Genomic DNA, 18,015 nt, shown 5'->3' on the forward strand with positions numbered 1-18,015 from the left:
GGGTTGACGGGCGCCGCGCGGGCGGGCCGGTTGAATGGTCTGGGCGTGGGCGGCGTTCATAGCACGCCGCTCCCGCGCATGCGTTGCACGGCCTGGTCCAGGGCTTCGCCCCAGCGGCCCAGCTCGCGGTTGCGGATCAGTTGCACGGATGGGTACCAGTAGCTGGTCGCATCGTCGACGGCCCAGCGCCAGTTCGGGTTGAGCTGGAGCAGCACGAAGGTCGGCACGCCCAGCGCCCCGGCCAGGTGGACGGTGGTGTTGTCGATGCTCAGCACGGCATCCAGGGCGCAGAGCTGGGCGGCCTGGGCATCCATGTCCTTGAGCGGGTTGACCGCCGCGTCATGGTGAATGTGCAGGCCCAGGCTCTCGGCTTCGGCGCGCTCGGGTTCGGTATTGCCGTACTGCAGGTTGATCAGCTGCACGTTGTCCAGCTTCGCCAGTTGCGCCAGTTCCTGCATCTCGATGCGGCGGCTCTGCATGTCGTTGGCGGTGTCGGTGCCGCCGCGCCAGGAGATGCCCACCAGGCGTTTGCCGGGGAACAGCCGCTGGTACTCGGCGCGCTTGGCCTGGGTCTGCTGCGGGTCGGCCTTGAGGAAGGCGCGGGTGCCGGCGAAGGAGGCGAGGGTAGGGCGCAGGAACTCGCCCAGGCTGCCCATGGGAATCTGGTAGTCGCTGCGTGGCCAGGTCTGCCGGTGTACCATGCGCTGGCCGTTGTGGACCTGGCCGGTGCTTTCGCGCTGGATGATCGACAGGTCCGGCAGGCTGCGGTGCAGCAGCGGGTAGAGGCGGTCGTAGGTCTCGACATGCACCTGGCCGCCCAGCTTGAGCAGGTCCGGCAGCATGCTGGCGAACATCAGGTGGTCGCCGATGCCCTGTTCGGCCCAGACCAGCAGGGTCTTGCCCTCCAGCGGCTCACCGCGCCAGCGCGGGGTGTTGAACTCCTGGTGGTGCTCCTTCAGCGACGTCTTCCAGCGCGCCTCGTAATGCGGCCAGGCGACGTCGAACTGCTTGAGGCGCAGTTGCAGCAGCGACAGGTTGTTATGCGTACCCGAATGCTCCGGGAGTTTTTCCAGCGTCTGTATATAGAGGCGGTAGGCGTCCTGGTAGCGCGCTACCTGCTCCAGCGACAGCGCCAGGTTGAACGGGCCGTAGACGTAGTTGGGGGTCAGCTCCACGGTCAGCTGGTGGCAGGCGACGCTGTCGTGGAAGCGCCCGCACTCGAAGTACAGGGTACCCAGCAGACCGAGCAGGATGCTCTGCTGCCAAGGCTCCAGTGGTTTTTCCAGCGCCTGGGTGTACAGCGCCTCGGCTTCCTCGAAACGCTTGCGCAGGCTCAGCGCGGAGCAGTACATGGCCAGCCGCGGCAGGCTTTGCGAAGCCTGGTACCAGCGCTCGGCGCGCTCAAGGTTCTTGATGAACAGCCGATGGGTTCGCATCGTGTCGAGCAGCTCTTCATCGACCTTGGGGTCGGTGGTCATGTCCAGCGCGCGCTCGGCCCAGGGCTCGGCCGATTGCGGGTCCTGCAACTCCAGATGCAGGCGGGCGATCTTGGCGTGGACCATCGCGGTGTTCGGCACCAGTTTCGCCAGCGCTTCATAGAGACGGATCTGCTCCGCACGATCTTCGCGGTCTTCGGCAATCTGCAGCGCCTGGCTCAGGCGCTGGATCTCGGATTGAAGCTTGTGGTTGGACATGCGGAACCTGCTGGTGACGGAGCTTTGGCGCGTGCCGGTGGGCTTTGCAAGAACGAGGCCAGCCGCGGCCTACAGAGCGGTCCGAAGAAAAATCGAAAAAAAAGTTAAAGCCCATCCGACTTGGGACGATAACCCTAACGAAGGTTCTCCACGCCATTTCGAATCAAACGGGCAGGGAGGCCACTTAGCCCTAACACGAGGAATTCGTCATGGCTCTTACCGTCAACACCAACATCGCCTCGCTGTCGGTTCAAAAGAACCTGACCAAGGCCGCCAACAACCTGAACACTTCGATGACCCGTCTGTCCACCGGACTGCGTATCAACAGCGCCAAGGACGACGCCGCCGGCTCGCAGATCTCCAACCGTCTGACCAGCCAGGTCAACGGCCTGAACGTAGCCGTGAAGAACGCCCAGGACGCCAACTCCATCGCCCAGGCCGCTGAAGGTGCTCTGCAAGAGTCCACCAACATCCTGCAGCGTATGCGTGAACTGTCCCTGCAGTCCGCCAACGGCTCCAACAGCAGCGAAGACCAGACCTCGCTGAACCAGGAGTTCAAGTCGCTGACCGCTGAACTGACCCGTATCTCCAAGACCACCACCTTCGGTGGCGGCACCTCCGGTATCAAGCTGCTCGACGGCACCGCCGGCACCAACGGCACCCTGACCTTCCAGGTCGGCGCCAACGCCAACGAAACCGTCAGCTTCACCCTGAGCGACATGAGCGCCACTGCGCTGAAAGGTTCCTCGCAACTGGCTTCCGGCACCCTGGACCTGTCCACCGTGCTCACCGGTTCGGGCGGCATCGCAGCCACCGCCGGCTCGGTCACCGTCAACGGTACCCAGGTCAGCTACGCCAAGGGCGCCAGCGCCAACGACATCGTCTCGGCGATCAACACCAACATCAGCGGCGTGGCAGCAGTAGCCGGCGCAGCTGGCAGCGGCGGCACCACCACCAGCATCTCGCTGACTTCCGGCAAGGACTTCACCGCAGGTGTGGGCACCGGCGCCGGCAGCTCGCACGCTGTGGTCACCTCGAACTCCACCATCCAGGCGCTGGACATCGCTACCGCCAAGGGCGCCCAATCGGCTACCCAGGTGATCGACGCCGCCCTGAAGCAGATCGACAGCCAGCGCTCCTCGCTGGGTGCCATCCAGAACCGTCTGGACAGCACCATCTCGAACCTGCAGAACGTGTCCGAGAACGCCACCGCTGCACGCAGCACCATCCAGGACGTGGACTTCGCCGCAGAAACCGCGGAGATGACCAAGCAGCAGACCCTGCAACAGGCCGCCACCGCGGTTCTGGCCCAGGCCAACCAGCTGCCTTCCGCTGTCCTCAAGCTGCTCCAGTAAGGGGTTGCCGCAAGGCAAAAAACGGAAAGGAAGGGCGCCCGGCGCCCTTCCTTGCTTTGCATTCGGAGGGTAAAACCTGATGGATACCAGCCTCGGAATCAACGGACCGCGTCCGCTCGACAACGCCACCACCGCCGTGGGTGGCAAGCCGGTCGGTGGCAACAGCTTGCCGCAGAACGCCAAACAATCGCCGGCTGCCAAGAACCGTACCGACCTGAACGAAGCCGTCAGCCGGCTGCGTGAACAGGCCCAGTCGGTCCAGCGCAACCTGGAGTTCTCGGTGGATGACGCCAGCGGCGAAACCGTCGTGAAGGTCGTGGCCTCCGATACTGGCGAGGTCATACGGCAGATTCCTTCGGAAGTTGCACTCAAGTTGGCAGAAAGCCTGAAGGAAGCGGGTAATCTGTTGTTCAGCGAGCGCGCCTGATTTCAGTTTTTTCAGAAATTTGGCGCGATTCTTGAATAAGCGTAACCAGACGCAGGCGGCGAACCAGGAACCGCCAGAAATTTGGACAGGAGGGTAGGCACATGGCCGGGACTTCGATCAACGGTGTAGGGTCGGGATACGACATCGACTCCATCGTCACCGCTTTGGTGAATGCGCAGAAGGCGCCCAAATCCAATCAGATCAGCACCCAGAAGACCGCCACCAACACCACGCTGTCCGGTGTTGGTTCGCTCAAGAGCGCCCTGTCGACCTTCCAGACCGCCCTGGGCAAGCTCAACGACACCGATGCCAATGCCTTCGCCGGCCTCGCCGTGAAGAGCTCGAATGCCGATGCGCTGACGGCCACCCTGGGCACCGGCGCCTCCGCCGGCACCTACAACATCGAAGTGAAGAATCTGGCCACCAGCTCCAAGGTGGCGACCCAGTACGTCGACAAGTCCACCTCCTTCGGTGCCGGCAGCCTGACCATCAAGCAGGGCAGCAGCACCTACAACGTCAGCGTCAAGGCCGGCGCCAGCCTGTCGGACATCCGCGACAGCATCAACAGCCAGCTCAAGGACAGTGGCTTCACCGCCAACATCATTACCGACACCAATGGCCCGCGCCTGGTGCTGGGCTCCAGCGTGACCGGCGCCGGCAGCGACATCAGTGTCACCACCAGCGGCGACAGCAGCCTGTCGGTCCTGGCCATCGATGGCGCCGGCACCCAGGCATCCGCCACCGCCGGCGGCTATATCGACAAGCCGGCGATGAACGCCAGCTACACCATCGACGGGCTGCAGATGAGCAGCTCGGTGAACAAGATCTCCAGCGCCATCAGCGGTGTGGAGTTCAGCCTGGTGGCCGAGGGCAAGTCGACCCTGAGCGTATCCACCAACACCGACGGCCTGAAGACCTCGGTGCAGTCCTTCGTCGATGCCTACAACGCGTTGATCACCAGCATCAACTCGCTGACCAAGGTCACCAACACCACCGACTCCAGCGGCAACCCGACCACCTCGGCCGCCGCGCTGGCCAGTGACGCGATGACCCGCAACCTGCTCAGCGGCCTGCACAGCCAGCTGGTGGGCTCTTCCACCAACGGCGGCAGCATCAAGCTGCTCTCGCAGCTGGGCATCAACACCAAGAACGACGGCACCCTGCAGGTCGACAGCGAGAAGCTGGACAAGGCCCTGACCAAGGACTTCGCCTCGGTACAGGGATTCTTCACCGGCAGTGGCGGCCTGATCTCGCGGATGAACAGCAGCCTTGACCTGTACACCAAGACCAACGGCCTGATCGATCAGCGCCAGTCATCGCTGAACCAGACCCTGAGCGACCTGGCGGACCAGTCGACCAAGCTGGACACCCGCATGAGCAAGCTGACCGACACGCTGATGGCCAAGTACACCGCCATGGACACCCTGGTCGCCCAGCTCAAGGCCACCCGCTCCAGCGTGCTGACCACCCTCAACGCGCTGAACAAGACCAGCAGCTCCGACAGCTGATCCCGTCGCCCCGCGCGCGCCGCTCTGCGACGCGCCATGGGGCCTGCCGCCGGGTTTCGTACGATCGTCCATCCGCGACGATTTTTTGCCTAAAGGTTTTCCCGCCAGCGCCGATATTCTGGATATCAACGATTTGATCGTTCGGCGAATCAAGGGGATATCAGATGAACGCTTCGGCAGCGCTGCGCCAGTACCAGAACGTGAACAACCAGTCTCAGGTGCACGACGCCTCGCCCCATCGCCTGATCCAGATGCTCATGGAAGGCGGCCTCAGCCGTATCGCCCAGGCCCGTGGCTCGATGGAGCGCGAGCAGTTCGCCCAGAAGGGCATGCTGATCGGCAAGGCCACCGCCATCCTCGGCGGCCTGCGCGAAGCGCTGAACTTCGAAGCCGGTGGTGAGCTGGCCGAGAACTATGCCAACCTGTACGACTACATGAGCCGTCGCCTGGGCGACGCCAACCGCAGCAATGAACTGGAAGTCCTCGACGAGGTGTCGGGCCTGCTGCGGACCATCAAGGAAGGCTGGGACGCGATCCCGCATTGATCGCGACTCGCCAGGAGATACCGAACATGACTCTCGCCGTCCAGCAGATCGAACAGACCCGCGTAGCCCTGGGGGCAGCGCTGGCCGAGCAGGATTGGGAAGCCATCACCCGTCTCGACCTCGAATGCCGGGTGCACGTCGATGCCGCCATGGTCGAGCCGCTGGATGACGACAGTGATCTCAAGCGCAGCCTGGAAGGCCTGCTGGTGCTTTACCGGGAACTGGTCCACGCTGTCACCAGTCAGCGCGAGGATGTGGCGCGTGAGATCATCCGCGTCAATCGCTCCCACCAGGGCGCCAAGGTCTACCAGCTGTTCGGCTGATCCGACCGGATCGGCTCTCTCCGGGCGACGATCGACCCCGTTCGGTCGCCGCCGCATCCCCCGCGAACTGTGTCACAGTTCCATTGCCATGACCGGGATCAACACCCTTCGTCGGGCAGCATCAAAAAAAACACGCCATTAATTTGACTCTTGCCACATTTTTGACTTTACTAGTGGCCAAATGCTGGCTAACACGAGGAAATTGTGCTCTGGCCAGGTCGTGTCAGCCGCCGTAGTACGGCCTTCAAGCCCGGGATGACAAGCTAAGATGTGGCGCGAAACCAGAATCCTCGTGATCGATGACAACCAGGACCGCTGCCGGGACCTCTCGGTGATCATCAGCTTCCTGGGTGAAGACCAGCTGTCCGGCAACAGCCGCGACTGGCGCCAGATCGTCGAGCCGCTGCCCAATGGCAGCCGCGACGTGCTCTGCGTGCTGGTCGGCGCGGTGGAGAGCAAGGGCGGCGCGCTGGAACTGCTCAAGCAGCTGGCGACCTGGGACGAGTTCCTGCCGGTGCTGCTGATCGGCGAGCCGGTGCCCGGCGAGTGGCCCGAGGAGCTGCGCCGCCGCGTGCTGGCCAGCCTGGAGATGCCGCCCAGCTACAACAAGCTGCTCGACTCCCTGCACCGCGCCCAGGTCTACCGTGAGATGTACGACCAGGCCCGCGAGCGCGGCCGCCAGCGCGAGCCCAACCTGTTCCGCAGCCTGGTGGGCACCAGCCGTGCCATCCAGAACGTGCGCCAGATGATGCAGCAGGTCGCCGACACCGACGCCAGCGTGCTGATCCTCGGCGAGTCCGGTACCGGCAAGGAAGTGGTGGCGCGCAACCTGCACTACCACTCCAAGCGCCGCGACGCGCCCTTCGTGCCGGTCAACTGCGGCGCGATCCCCGCGGAGCTGCTGGAAAGCGAACTGTTCGGCCACGAGAAAGGCGCCTTCACCGGCGCCATCACCAGCCGGGCAGGGCGCTTCGAACTGGCCAATGGCGGCACCCTGTTCCTCGACGAAATCGGCGACATGCCGCTGCCGATGCAGGTCAAGCTGCTGCGCGTGCTGCAGGAGCGCACCTTCGAGCGCGTGGGTAGCAACAAGACGCAGAACGTCGACGTGCGCATCATCGCCGCGACCCACAAGAACCTGGAGAAGATGATCGAGGACGGCAGCTTCCGCGAGGACCTGTACTACCGCCTCAACGTCTTCCCCATCGAGATGGCCCCGCTGCGCGAGCGCGTCGAGGACATCCCGCTGCTGATGAACGAACTCATCTCGCGCATGGAGCACGAGAAGCGCGGTTCGATCCGCTTCAACTCCGCCGCCATCATGTCGCTGTGCCGCCATGACTGGCCGGGCAACGTGCGCGAACTGGCCAACCTGGTCGAGCGTCTGGCGATCATGCATCCCTACGGCGTGATCGGTGTGGGCGAGCTGCCGAAGAAATTCCGTCATGTCGACGACGAGGACGAGCAACTGGCGACCAGCCTGCGCGAGGAGCTGGAAGAGCGCGCGGCGATCACCGCCGGCCTGCCAGGCCTGGACTCGCCTGCCATGTTGCCGGCCGAAGGCATCGACCTGAAGGACTACCTCGCCAACCTGGAGCAGGGCCTGATCCAGCAGGCGCTGGACGATGCTGCCGGCGTCGTCGCCCGTGCCGCCGAACGCCTGCGCATCCGCCGCACCACCCTGGTGGAGAAAATGCGCAAGTACGGCATGAGCCGTCGCGAAGAGGAGATGGCGGAGGATTGACGCCTCCGTCACACTCTATTTTTCAAGCCATTGAAAAATAACGAGTAAATTTTAGGCACGCGGTTTGCTAAGAGTCATTCGACCGACAGATTCACGCCGTCGGACGGATGAGAGAAACCGCATGATGCCAGCCACCCAACGCCAGACCGAAATCGCCTCCGCGCTGCCTGCCGAACAGGTTACCGTGGAGGAGCAGAGCCGTGCCCATCTGGATCAGACCTTCGCGCTGTTCAGCCAGATGTCCAGCCAGCTCACTCAGTCGTACAGCCTGCTGGAAGCCCGCGTCACCGAACTCAAGGGCGAGCTCGCCCTGGTCAGTGCGCAGCGCATGCAGGAGCTGGCCGAGAAGGAGCGCCAGGCCAACCGCCTGCAGAGCCTGCTCGACGTGCTGCCCGGCGGCGTCATCATGATCGACGGCCAGGGCGTGGTGCGCGACGCCAACCCGGTCGCCGTGGCGCTGTTGGGCAAACCGCTGGTGGGCATGCTCTGGCGTGAAGTCATCGCGCGCAGCTTCGCCCCGCGTGCCGACGACGGCCACGAAGTCTCCCTGCGCGATGGCCGCCGCGTGTCCATCGCCATTCGCCCGCTGAACGGCGAACCCGGCCAGCTCATCCTGCTCAACGACCTGACGGAAACCCGTCGCCTGCAGGACCAGCTCGCCCGTCACGAACGCCTGTCCGCCCTCGGCCGCATGGTCGCCTCGCTGGCCCACCAGATCCGTACCCCGCTGTCCGCCGCCATGCTCTATGCCGGCCACCTCAGCGAAGGCGAGCTGCCGGTGGAGCACCAGCAGCGTTTCGCCGGGCGCATCAAGGAGCGCCTGCACGAACTGGAAAGCCAGGTGCGCGACATGCTGGTGTTCGCCCGCGGCGAACTGCCGCTGCCGGATCGCCTGGCGCCTGCGCAACTGTTCGCCAGCCTGCGTGCCGCCGCCGAATCCCATGTCAGTGGCCTGAACCTGCGCTGGCAGTGTGACGCCCGCGTCGGCGAACTGCTGTGCAACCGCGACACCCTGGTCGGCACCGTGCTCAACCTGGTGGAAAACGCCATCCAGGCCGCCGGCCGCGAGGTGCGCCTGAAGGTGCATCTCTACCAGCGCGGCGACAGCCTGCGCCTGTCGGTCAGCGACAACGGCCCGGGCATGAACCGCGAAACCCTGGCACGCCTGGGCGAGCCGTTCTTCACCACCAAGACCACCGGCACCGGCCTCGGTCTCGCCGTGGTCAAGGCCGTCGCCAAGGCCCACCAGGGCGAACTGCGCCTGCGCTCGCGCGCCGGTTTCGGCACCTGCGCCACCCTGGCCCTGCCACTGCTCAAAGCTCAACCTTCTGTTCACGAGGAATGATTGCCATGGCCGCCAAAGTCCTGCTGGTCGAAGACGACCGCGCCCTTCGGGAAGCCCTGTCCGACACACTGTCGCTCGGCGGGCATGATTTCATCGCCGTGGATTGCGCCGAAGCCGCGCTGCCGGCCCTGGAGAAGGACGCCTTCAGCCTGGTGATCAGCGACGTCAACATGCCAGGCATGGACGGGCACCAGTTGCTCGGCCTGATCCGCAAGCGCTATCCGCAACTGCCGGTACTGCTGATGACTGCCTACGGCGCGGTTGACCGCGCCGTGGATGCCATGCGTCAGGGCGCCGCCGATTACCTGGTCAAGCCGTTCGAGCCGCGTGCGTTGCTGGAGCTGGTTGCCCGCCACGCGCTGGGCGCCGTGCCGAACAACGCTGGCGAAGGACCGGTGGCCCTGGAGCCGGCCAGCTTGCAGTTGCTGGAGCTGGCCGCCCGCGTCGCGCGCAGCGACTCCACCGTGCTGATCTCCGGCGAGTCCGGCACCGGCAAGGAAGTGCTGGCGCAGTACATCCACCAGCAGTCGCCGCGCGCCGGCAAACCCTTCGTCGCGATCAACTGCGCGGCGATCCCGGACAACATGCTCGAAGCCACCCTGTTTGGCCACGAGAAGGGCGCCTTCACCGGCGCCATCGCCGCCCAGCCGGGCAAGTTCGAACTGGCGGATGGCGGCACCATCCTGCTCGACGAAATCTCCGAGATGCCGCTCAGCCTGCAGGCCAAGCTGCTGCGTGTGCTGCAGGAGCGCGAAGTGGAGCGGGTCGGCGCGCGCAAGCCGATCAGCCTGGATATCCGCGTGCTCGCCACCACCAACCGCGACCTGCTCGGCGAAGTCGCCGCCGGGCGCTTCCGCGAGGACCTCTACTATCGCCTGTCGGTCTTCCCGCTGGCCTGGCGCCCGCTGCGCGAGCGTCCCGCCGACATCCTGCCGCTGGCCGAACGCCTGCTGGCCAAGTACGCGCGCAAGATGAACCACGCTCCGGTGCTGCTTGCCGACTGCGCCCGCGCCGCCTTGCTGGCGCACCCCTGGCCGGGCAACGTGCGCGAACTGGACAACGCCATCCAGCGCTCGCTGATCCTGCAGCAGGGCGGCCAGGTGCAGGCCGCCGACCTCTGCCTCAGCGCGCCGATCGGCATCGCCCCGCGCCCGCTGCTGAGCGCCGTGCCGACCCCCGTCGCCGTGCCGGTTCCGGCCAGCGTCGAAATTCCGTCGCCGCCGTCCGCCGAGGCCGGGCCACTGGGCGAAGACCTCAAGCGCCGCGAGTTCCAGATGATCATCGACACCCTGCGCAGCGAACGCGGCCGCCGCAAGGAAGCCGCCGAGCGCCTGGGCATCAGCCCGCGCACCCTGCGCTACAAACTCGCGCAGATGCGCGATGCCGGGATGGATGTGGAGGCGTATCTCTACGCCAGCTGACGCTGGCAGTGGTCAGTCGAAAGCTGCAAGCGACAAGTGAAAAGCCCAGCCCTGTGCTGGGCTTTTGCTTGCGGCTTTGAGCTTGTAGCTTGCGGCTGCTCCAATCTGGCACCCAAGTTGCAATCACCCTTGCAAAGCGCCGCGCAGTGTCAAAAAACCGCGGCCAGTCGGAGGGGTAAGTGATGAGTCAGGGTATCGAGTTCAATCGTCTGCTGCTGGAAATGCGTTCCATGCAAATGGAGGCCATGGCCAAGGCTAAGACGCAGGCGCCCGCGACTGCCGAACCGGGTGCGCCGAGTTTCTCGGACATGCTGGGTCAGGCGGTGAACAAGGTGAACGGTACCCAGCAGGCCGCTTCCGACATGGCGACGGCATTCGAGATGGGGCAGAGCGGGGTCGATCTCACCGACGTGATGATCGCTTCGCAAAAGGCCAGTGTTTCTTTCCAGGCGATGACCCAGGTACGCAACAAGCTCGTGCAGGCGTACCAGGACATCATGCAGATGCCGGTTTGATCGGCGAGGATCGTAGGTAATGTCCCAAGCCTCCGTTGTTGACAGTCAAGTTCCGGCCAAGGTCGGCGCCGACGCGCCGAAAAAGCCGCTGCTGGGCCTGTCTTTCCTCGAGAACCTCGCAGACATGCCCATGCTGCGCCAGGTCGGCCTGCTGGTCGGCCTCGCCGCGAGCATCGCGATCGGTTTCGGCATGGTGCTGTGGTCGCAGCAGCCGGACTACAAGCCGCTGTATGGCAGCCTCAACGGCGTCGACGCGAACAAGGTGGTCGAGGCGCTGAGCGCGGCCGACATCGCCTACAAGATCGAGCCCAACTCCGGCGCGCTGCTGGTGAAGGCCGATGACCTGGGCCGTGCGCGCATGAAGGTCGCTGGCGCTGGCCTGGCGCCGACCGACAGCAACGTCGGCTTCGAGATCCTCGACAAGGAACAGGCGCTGGGCACCAGCCAGTTCATGGAGGCGACCAACTACCGTCGCGGCCTGGAAGGCGAGCTGGCACGCACCGTTTCCAGCCTGAACAACGTCAAGGCCGCCCGCGTGCACCTGGCGATCCCGAAGAGCTCGGTGTTCGTCCGTGACGACCGCAAGCCCAGCGCCTCGGTGCTGGTGGAGCTGTACCCGGGCCGCAGCCTGGAGCCGAGCCAGGTGCTGGCGATCGTCAACCTGGTCGCCACCAGCGTGCCGGAACTGGATAAATCCCAGGTCACCGTGGTCGACCAGAAGGGCAACCTGCTGTCCGACCAGCAGGAGCTGTCCGAGCTGACCATGGCCGGCAAGCAGTTCGATTTCACCCGGCGCATGGAAACCAACTTCACCCAGCGCGTGCACAGCATCCTCGCGCCGGTCCTGGGCAACGGCCGCTACAAGGCGGAAGTCTCGGCGGACGTCGACTTCAGCGCGGTGGAATCCACCTCCGAGTCGTTCAACCCGGACCAGCCGGCCCTGCGCAGCGAGCAGGTGAACAACGAGGAACGGCAGAACAGCAACGGCCCGCAGGGCGTGCCGGGGGCGCTGTCGAACCAGCCGCCGGGCCCGTCCAGCGCGCCGCAGACCACTGCGCAGAACAAGCCGGCGGACTTCGTCGCCCCCGGCCAGCCGCTGAAGGACGCCAACGGCCAGCCGATCATCGATCCGAAGACCGGCAAGCCGGAGCTGGCGCCGTACCCGACCGACAAGCGCGAGCAGAACACCCGCAACTACGAGCTGGATCGCTCGGTGAGCTACACCAAGCAGCAGCAGGGTCGCCTGCGCCGGCTTTCCGTCGCGGTGGTGCTGGATGACCGCATGATCGCCGATCCGAAGACCGGCGAAGTCAGCCACCAGCCGTGGACCGCCGACGAACTGGCGCGCTTCACCCGCCTGGTGCAGGACGCGGTAGGCTATGACGCCAGCCGTGGCGACAGCGTCAGCGTGATCAACGCGCCGTTCGCCCCGGACCTTGGCGAGGAAATTGCTTCGCCTGCGTTCTACACCCAGCCGTGGTTCTGGGACGTGGTCAAGCAGGTACTGGGTATCCTGTTCATCCTGGTACTGGTGCTGGGCGTGCTGCGCCCGGTGCTGAATAACCTGTCGGGCAACAAGAGCAAGGCCCTGGTGGGCGGTGGCGCAGCGGGCGAGGGCGGCCTTGGCGAGCTGGGCGGCCTGGAAGGCGAGCTGTCCGACGACCGCGTGAGTCTCGGCGGCCCGGCCAGCATCCTGCTGCCGAGCCCGTCAGAGGGGTACGATGCACAATTGAATGCGATCAAGAGTCTGGTCGCCCAGGACCCGGGGCGTGTTGCCCAGGTAGTGAAGGACTGGATCAACTCCGATGAGTGAAGCGCGCATGAACGCCAAACTGAACAAGGTCGACAAGGCTGCCATCCTCCTGCTCTCCCTGGGTGAGACCGATGCTGCGCAGGTGCTGCGCCACATGGGCCCCAAGGAAGTGCAGAAGGTCGGCGTGGCCATGGCGCAGATGCGCAACGTCCACCGCGAGCAGGTCGAGCAGGTGATGGGCGAGTTCGTCGAGATCGTCGGCGACCAGACCAGCCTGGGCGTCGGCGCCGACAGCTACATCCGCAAGATGCTCACCCAGGCGCTGGGCGAGGACAAGGCGAACAACCTCATCGACCGCATCCTGCTGGGCGGCAACACCAGCGGCCTGGACAGCCTGAAGTGGATGGAGCCGCGCGCCGTGGCCGACGTGATCCGCTACGAGCATCCGCAGATCCAGGCCATCGTGGTCGCCTACCTCGATCCGGACCAGGCCGGCGAGGTGCTCAGCCACTTCGACCACAAGGTGCGCCTGGACATCATCCTGCGCGTGTCCTCGCTCAACACCGTGCAGCCGTCCGCGCTCAAGGAACTGAACCTGATCCTGGAGAAGCAGTTCGCCGGCAATGCCAACTCCACGCGCACCACCATGGGCGGCGTGAAGCGTGCGGCGGACATCATGAACTACCTCGACAGCTCGGTCGAAGGCGCGCTGATGGACGCCATCCGCGAAGTCGACGAGGACCTGTCGGGGCAGATCGAAGACCTGATGTTCGTCTTCGACAACCTCGCCGATGTCGACGACCGCGGCATCCAGGCACTGCTGCGCGAGGTATCCTCGGACGTGCTGGTACTGGCGCTGAAGGGCTCGGACGAGGCGATCCGCGAGAAGATCTTCCGCAACATGTCCAAGCGTGCCGCCGAGTTGCTGCGCGACGACCTGGAGGCCAAGGGCCCGGTGCGCGTCAGCGAAGTCGAGGGTGCGCAGAAGGAAATCCTCACCATCGCCCGGCGCATGGCCGAGTCCGGCGAAATCGTGCTGGGTGGCAAGGGCGGCGAGGAAATGATCTGACGTGGCGAAGGACGAAGAAGAACTCAGCGAACTGATCCGGGCCCGGGATGTTGCCGGGTTCGATCTGTGGTCGCTGCCCAGCTTCGACCCGGTCAAGCCGCAGCCCGTCGCCGAGCCGGAACCCGAGCCGGTGGTGGAGCCGCAGCCGCAGATCGAGGAAGTGCCGGAGGAAGAGGTCAAGCCGCTGACGCTGGACGAGCTCGAAGCGATCCGCCAGGAGGCCTACAACGAGGGCTTCTCCACCGGCGAGAAGGACGGCTTCCATGCCGGCCAGATCAAGGCGCGCCAGGAAGCCGACGCGGCATTGCAGCCGCGTCTGCAGAGCCTGGAAACCCTGATGTCGCACCTGCTCGACCCCATCGCCGAGCAGGACCAGATGCTCGAAGCCGGCATGCTCAACCTGGTGACCCACGTGGTGCGCCAGGTGGTGCAGCGCGAGTTGGCCACCGATTCCAGCCAGATCCGCCTGGTGCTGCGCGAGGCGCTCAAGCTGCTGCCGATGGGCGCCAGCAACATCCGTATCCAGGTCAACCCGCAGGACTTCGAACTGGTGAAGGCCCTGCGCGATCGCCACGAGGAAAGCTGGAAGATCATCGAGGACGACGGCCTGCTGCCCGGCGGCTGCCGCATCGAGACCGAACACTCGCGCATCGACGCCAGCGTTGAGACGCGCCTGGCCCAGGCCGTGAAGCAGCTCTTCGAGCAGCAGCGCGACCAGGCCACCCACGCCCTGGAGCCGGACCTGCAGGTGGACCTGGACGCGCAGCAGGGCGCCGCCGATGCGCCTTGATCGCGTCAGCTTCGCCCGCCGCCTGCAGGGTTACTCTGACGCGGTGAGCCTGCCGAGCCAGCCGGTGGTGGAAGGCCGCCTGCTGCGCATGGTCGGCCTGACCCTGGAGGCCGAAGGCCTGCAGGCTGCCGTCGGCAGCCGCTGCCAGGTGATCAACGACGGCGGCTATCATCCGGTGCAGGTGGAAGCCGAGGTCATGGGCTTCGCCGGCAGCAAGATCTACCTGATGCCGGTGGGCAGCCTGGTCGGCATCGCCCCCGGCGCCCGCGTGGTGCCGTTGCCGGATTCCGGCCGGCTGCCCATGGGCATGTCCATGCTCGGCCGCGTGCTCGACGGCGTCGGCCGTGCGCTGGATGGCAAGGGTGGCATGCGCGCCGAAGACTGGGTGCCGATGGATGGCCCGATCATCAACCCGCTGGCACGCGACCCGATCCATGAGCCGATGGACGTCGGCATCCGTTCGATCAACTCCCTGCTCACCGTCGGCCGTGGCCAGCGCCTGGGCCTGTTCGCCGGTACCGGCGTCGGTAAGTCGGTGCTGCTGGGCATGATGACCCGCTTTACCAAGGCCGACATCATCGTGGTCGGGCTGATCGGCGAACGGGGCCGCGAGGTGAAGGAATTCATCGAGCACATCCTCGGCGAGGAGGGCCTCAAGCGCTCCGTTGTCGTTGCGTCCCCTGCGGATGACGCGCCGCTGATGCGCCTGCGCGCCGCGCAGTACTGCACGCGGATCGCCGAATACTTCCGCGACAAGGGCAAGAACGTCCTGCTGCTGATGGATTCCCTGACCCGTTACGCCCAGGCCCAGCGCGAGATCGCCCTGGCCATCGGCGAGCCGCCGGCGACCAAGGGCTATCCGCCGTCGGTGTTCGCCAAGCTGCCGCGGCTGGTCGAGCGCGCCGGTAACGGCGAGAAGGGTGGCGGTTCGATCACCGCTTTCTACACCGTGCTCAGCGAAGGCGACGACCAGCAGGACCCGATCGCCGACGCCGCGCGGGGTGTGCTCGACGGCCACTTCGTGCTGTCGCGGCGGTTGGCCGAAGAAGGCCACTACCCGGCCATCGACATCGAGGCTTCCATCAGCCGGGTGATGCCCCAGGTCACCACGCCCGAGCACCTGGGCGACGCCCAGCGCTTCAAGCAGCTCTGGTCGCGCTACCAGCAGAGTCGCGACCTGATCAGCGTCGGCGCCTATGTCGCCGGTGGCGATCCGGAGACCGACCTGGCGATCCAGCGCTTCCCGATCATGCGCCAGTTCCTCCGCCAGGCCCTGGACGAGAGCCAGAATCTCGACGACAGCCGCCTGCTGCTGGACGCGGTGGTCAGCGGCAAGGCCGGCTGATGATTGGTTCGCACGAAGCTTTTCGTAGGATGGGTGGAGCGCAGCGATACCCATGCTGTCCGGGGCAGGTCGTCACCGGGAACGCCGGTGTTTCGGGTCGATGGGTATCGCAAGCTCCCGAGCTCTTTGCTCCCTCTCCCTTCAGGGAGAGGGCTGGGGAGAGGGCTGCACGGCAGAGGACTTGCGTATGAACCGCCGCGCCGAACGCCTCGCCCCGGTGGTGGACATGGCCGTGAAGGCCGAACGCGAGGCCGCGCGCCAGCTCGGCCAGGTCCAGGGCCAACTGCAGCAGGCGCAGCGCAAGCTCACGGAGCTGGAGCGCTACCGCTTCGACTACCAGCAGCAGTGGATCCGCAACGGCCAGCAGGGCGTCAGCGGCCAGTGGCTGATCAACTACCAGCGCTTCCTGTCCCAGCTCGAAGGCGCGGTGGAACAGCAGAACCGCTCCGTGATCTGGCACCAGGACACCGTCAGCAAGGCACGCATCGTCTGGCAGGAGAAGTACGCCCGCCTCGAAGGCCTGCGCAAGCTGGTGGAACGCTACCGCGAGGAAGCGCGGCTGGCCGCCGACAAGTACGAGCAGAAGCAGCTGGACGAATTCGCCCAGCGCCTCAGGCCTTCTCCCGACTGAGCCCGCAGCGCCGCCGAGGAGGGCCGTGCTAGGCTCCAGTCAGCCTTCTTCCGTGGAACCTTCGCATGCCTCTTCCCACGCCGGTGCCGGTGGATTTCCAGCACGTCCTGCAACTCTGGCAACTCGTTCCCGAGGGCGAGCCGATCATCACTCCCAGCAGCCATCTGCTGCCGGTCCGCTGGATGGGCCGGGCGGCGATGCTCAAGCGTGCGCTGGACGTCGATGAGCAACTGGGCTCGAAAGTGCTCGACTGGTGGGACGGCGACGGCGCCGCGCTGGTGTATGCCTACGACGGCGACACCATCCTGATGGAGCGCGCCCAGGGCGAGCGTTCGTTGATGCGCATGGCGCTGGAGGGCGAGGACGACGAGGCCAGCCGCATCATCTGCGCGGTGGTGCGCAAGCTGCACCAGCCGCGGGAAAAGCCGCTGCCCGAGGTGATCGGCCTGCGCCAGTGGTTCCGCGATCTGGCCCCGGCTGCCGCACGCTATGGCGATCTCTTCCCGCGCTGCCTGGAAACCGCCGAAGCGCTGCTGGCCAGCGAGCATGACCCGTGCGTGCTGCACGGCGATATCCACCACGACAATATCCTCGACTTCGGCGAGCGTGGCTGGCGCGCCATCGACCCCAAGCGCCTGTACGGCGAACGGCTGTTCGACTACGCCAACCTGCTGTGCAATCCGGACCTGCCGACCTCCCGCGAGCCGGAGCGCTTCCTCCGCCAGCTGGACGTGATCGTCGAATACGCGCGCCTGGATCGACGGCGCCTGCTGGAGTGGGTGCTGGCCTTCGCCGGTCTCTCCGCCGCCTGGTTCCTGGATGACGGCATGGCCGCCGACAGCGACCTGGGCGTGGCGCACCTGGCCGCCGCCGAACTGGATCGCCTGGCATGTTGCGCCTGAACCGCTCCCTCCTGCACGCCCATCCGCGACTGATCGGCGCTGTCGCTGTGGGCGTGATCGTGGCGCTGGCGTGCTATCGCTTCTCGCCCATGACCCGGGTGCTGCTGGGCTGGAACTGCCTGGCCTGGGTCTACGTGCTGCTGATCGGCTGGCTGGCCCTGCGTGCGGCGCCGGCGGAAGTGCGGCGGCTGGCCGAGATCGAGGACGAGAACGCCGAGGCGGTGCTGGTGCTGATCGTCATCGCCGCGCTGGCCAGCCTGGGCGCCATCATCGTCGAGCTGGCCACCGCCGGGCACGCCAGCGGCAGCGAGAAGATCGTCCGCTACGCCTTCACCGCCAGCACCGTGCTGGGTTCCTGGTTCCTCATCGGCACCATCTTCACCATGCACTACGCCCGCCAGTTCTATTCGGCCGGGTCGGCCGAGCCGGTGCTGCGCTTCCCCGAGGGCGAGAAGAGCCCGGACTACTGGGACTTCCTCTACTTCTCCTTCACCCTCAGCGTGGCGGTGCAGACCTCCGACGTGGAGATCGCCTCGCGCTCCATGCGCAAGGTGGTGCTGGCGCACTCGGTGATCGGCTTCCTGTTCAACACCGCCGTCCTCGGCCTGGCGATCAACATGGGCGCGGGGCTGGTCGGCTAGCGGCTGC

General features: G+C 65.8%; 17 protein-coding genes. 16 read left to right on the forward strand and 1 reads right to left on the reverse strand.

The window, feature by feature from the left end; translation table 11 throughout:
- Positions 1-56 precede the first annotated feature (56 nt).
- On the reverse strand, positions 57-1,694 hold the full coding sequence (locus tag HNP46_RS25080) for a tetratricopeptide repeat-containing glycosyltransferase family protein (RefSeq protein ID WP_184594413.1): 1,638 nt from the start codon (positions 1,692-1,694) through the stop codon (positions 57-59).
- Between the two features lie 209 nt (positions 1,695-1,903).
- Here HNP46_RS25080 and HNP46_RS25085 point away from each other — a divergent pair, with 209 nt between their 5' ends.
- The 16 genes from HNP46_RS25085 to HNP46_RS25160 all read left to right on the forward strand — a co-directional run bounded on the left by HNP46_RS25085 (position 1,904) and on the right by HNP46_RS25160 (position 18,008).
- Complete coding sequence (locus tag HNP46_RS25085) at positions 1,904-3,049, forward strand: flagellin (protein WP_184594415.1); 1,146 nt, start codon at positions 1,904-1,906, stop codon at positions 3,047-3,049.
- 79 nt (positions 3,050-3,128) lie between these two features.
- Positions 3,129-3,476 carry a flagellar protein FlaG gene (locus HNP46_RS25090; protein WP_184594417.1) on the forward strand — a complete coding sequence of 116 codons (348 nt, stop codon included), beginning with the start codon at positions 3,129-3,131 and terminating at the stop codon, positions 3,474-3,476.
- Positions 3,477-3,577: 101 nt separating this feature from the next.
- Positions 3,578-4,984: a flagellar filament capping protein FliD gene (gene fliD / locus HNP46_RS25095; RefSeq protein ID WP_184594419.1), complete on the forward strand. Its 1,407-nt coding sequence runs from the start codon at positions 3,578-3,580 to the stop codon at positions 4,982-4,984.
- A 164-nt stretch (positions 4,985-5,148) separates the two neighbouring features.
- Entirely contained in the window at positions 5,149-5,529 is a 381-nt protein-coding gene (gene fliS / locus HNP46_RS25100; protein ID WP_184594421.1) for a flagellar export chaperone FliS, read from the forward strand.
- Between the two features lie 26 nt (positions 5,530-5,555).
- Entirely contained in the window at positions 5,556-5,852 is a 297-nt protein-coding gene (locus HNP46_RS25105; RefSeq protein ID WP_184594423.1) for a flagellar protein FliT, read from the forward strand.
- Between the two features lie 268 nt (positions 5,853-6,120).
- Complete coding sequence (locus HNP46_RS25110; protein WP_184594425.1) at positions 6,121-7,596, forward strand: sigma-54 dependent transcriptional regulator; 1,476 nt, start codon at positions 6,121-6,123, stop codon at positions 7,594-7,596.
- A 121-nt stretch (positions 7,597-7,717) separates the two neighbouring features.
- On the forward strand, positions 7,718-8,941 hold the full coding sequence (locus HNP46_RS25115) for a sensor histidine kinase (RefSeq protein WP_409372463.1): 1,224 nt from the start codon (positions 7,718-7,720) through the stop codon (positions 8,939-8,941).
- Between the two features lie 5 nt (positions 8,942-8,946).
- On the forward strand, positions 8,947-10,362 hold the full coding sequence (fleR, locus tag HNP46_RS25120; protein ID WP_184594429.1) for a sigma-54-dependent response regulator transcription factor FleR: 1,416 nt from the start codon (positions 8,947-8,949) through the stop codon (positions 10,360-10,362).
- Between the two features lie 182 nt (positions 10,363-10,544).
- Positions 10,545-10,877 carry a flagellar hook-basal body complex protein FliE gene (fliE, locus tag HNP46_RS25125; protein WP_184594431.1) on the forward strand — a complete coding sequence of 111 codons (333 nt, stop codon included), beginning with the start codon at positions 10,545-10,547 and terminating at the stop codon, positions 10,875-10,877.
- Between the two features lie 19 nt (positions 10,878-10,896).
- Entirely contained in the window at positions 10,897-12,690 is a 1,794-nt protein-coding gene (gene fliF / locus HNP46_RS25130) for a flagellar basal-body MS-ring/collar protein FliF (protein ID WP_184594433.1), read from the forward strand.
- Positions 12,683-13,699, forward strand: coding sequence for a flagellar motor switch protein FliG (gene fliG / locus HNP46_RS25135; RefSeq protein ID WP_045212107.1), 1,017 nt, complete (start codon positions 12,683-12,685; stop codon positions 13,697-13,699). Before fliF ends, fliG begins: the two co-directional genes overlap by 8 nt.
- A gap of 1 nt (position 13,700) precedes the next feature.
- Positions 13,701-14,489: a flagellar assembly protein FliH gene (fliH, locus tag HNP46_RS25140; RefSeq protein WP_184594435.1), complete on the forward strand. Its 789-nt coding sequence runs from the start codon at positions 13,701-13,703 to the stop codon at positions 14,487-14,489.
- Positions 14,479-15,834, forward strand: coding sequence for a flagellar protein export ATPase FliI (gene fliI, locus HNP46_RS25145; RefSeq protein ID WP_184594437.1), 1,356 nt, complete (start codon positions 14,479-14,481; stop codon positions 15,832-15,834). The genes fliH and fliI overlap by 11 nt, the downstream gene beginning before the upstream one ends.
- Positions 15,835-16,021: 187 nt before the next feature.
- Positions 16,022-16,465: a flagellar export protein FliJ gene (gene fliJ, locus HNP46_RS25150; RefSeq protein WP_184594439.1), complete on the forward strand. Its 444-nt coding sequence runs from the start codon at positions 16,022-16,024 to the stop codon at positions 16,463-16,465.
- Positions 16,466-16,530: 65 nt separating this feature from the next.
- A complete protein-coding gene (locus HNP46_RS25155) occupies positions 16,531-17,367 on the forward strand; it encodes an aminoglycoside phosphotransferase family protein (RefSeq protein ID WP_184594441.1) in 837 nt (278 codons plus the stop codon).
- Positions 17,355-18,008, forward strand: a complete 654-nt coding sequence (locus tag HNP46_RS25160; RefSeq protein WP_184594443.1) for a DUF1345 domain-containing protein — start codon at positions 17,355-17,357, stop codon at positions 18,006-18,008. The genes HNP46_RS25155 and HNP46_RS25160 overlap by 13 nt, the downstream gene beginning before the upstream one ends.
- Positions 18,009-18,015 lie beyond the last annotated feature (7 nt).

Source organism: Pseudomonas nitroreducens (assembly GCF_014204515.1).
GTDB lineage: Bacteria > Pseudomonadota > Gammaproteobacteria > Pseudomonadales > Pseudomonadaceae > Pseudomonas > Pseudomonas nitritireducens_A.